Origin of the sequence: Actinomycetospora atypica (assembly GCF_042653685.1) — a bacterium.
Lineage (GTDB): Bacteria > Actinomycetota > Actinomycetes > Mycobacteriales > Pseudonocardiaceae > Actinomycetospora > Actinomycetospora atypica.
This window is the reverse complement of record NZ_JBHSIV010000094.1, coordinates 1-786: the sequence shown is the minus strand read 5'-3', so window position 1 is coordinate 786 and position 786 is coordinate 1. Positions and strand designations below refer to the sequence as shown.

Genomic DNA, 786 nt, shown 5'->3' with positions numbered 1-786 from the left:
TTGTTTTGTTTACTGGTTTTGAAATCAATAAAACAAAAAAGTTTGTTGAAGTCAGTGGTAATCCGGACCTAGAATATATTATTAATGGTTTAACAGCTGAATTTAGTAGATTTGAATTATCTGCTTTCACGTCGTTGCGTTCTACGTATGCAAAAACTCTATTCCGACTGCTTATGCAGTACCGTTCTACTGGTTATTATGTAGTTCGTATTGAAGAGTTTAGGAGCTTAATGGATATCCCAGAATACTATCAAATGGGTAACATTGATCAAAAAGTATTAAATCCTGCATTACGAGAACTAAAAAAATACTTCAATGATCTTAAAGTCACAAAAATAAAAGCAAAAAAGGGCAATAAAATCGCCAAATTAGAATTTACTTTTTCAAGCCTAACGTCAGATTTGCCAAAGATTTCTCTGCGTAACTGGTTAGAAGAATAAATAAAAAAGAACTCGCCCCCCTTACATTAAGCAAGTAGACAAGTCCCTTACAACCGACTAAGATTGCTAGTACATTCTAGCATATTGTATGGGGCTTCTAAATAAAAAACAGATAGGAATAACTCCTATCTGTTTTTTATCGTTTTAGAAAATTTGTTGGGTCGAAATTTCTAGAAGTGACTGTTTGACTGGTTTCTTTTTGATGATTCTTTGGTCGATTTCGATTTGATGGATTTAGTTTAGCTTCGATTTTTTCTTTCACTTCTTGATATACTTTAGAATTTGTGCCAATAAGAACGCCTGTATCTTTTAGATATAAATCAGCAAATTCTGCGATGATTTCAGT

The 786-nt window shown here is 32.6% G+C and carries 2 protein-coding genes; one reads left to right on the top strand and one right to left on the bottom strand.

The features are described from left to right. On the top strand, positions 1-440 hold a 440-nt coding region (locus tag ACFPBZ_RS29465; protein WP_378039657.1), incomplete at its 5' end, for a replication initiation protein. A 136-nt stretch (positions 441-576) separates the two neighbouring features. Here ACFPBZ_RS29465 and ACFPBZ_RS29460 read toward each other — a convergent pair. Then, positions 577-786: hypothetical protein (locus ACFPBZ_RS29460; RefSeq protein ID WP_465251523.1), on the bottom strand; the 210-nt coding region annotated here is incomplete at its 5' end.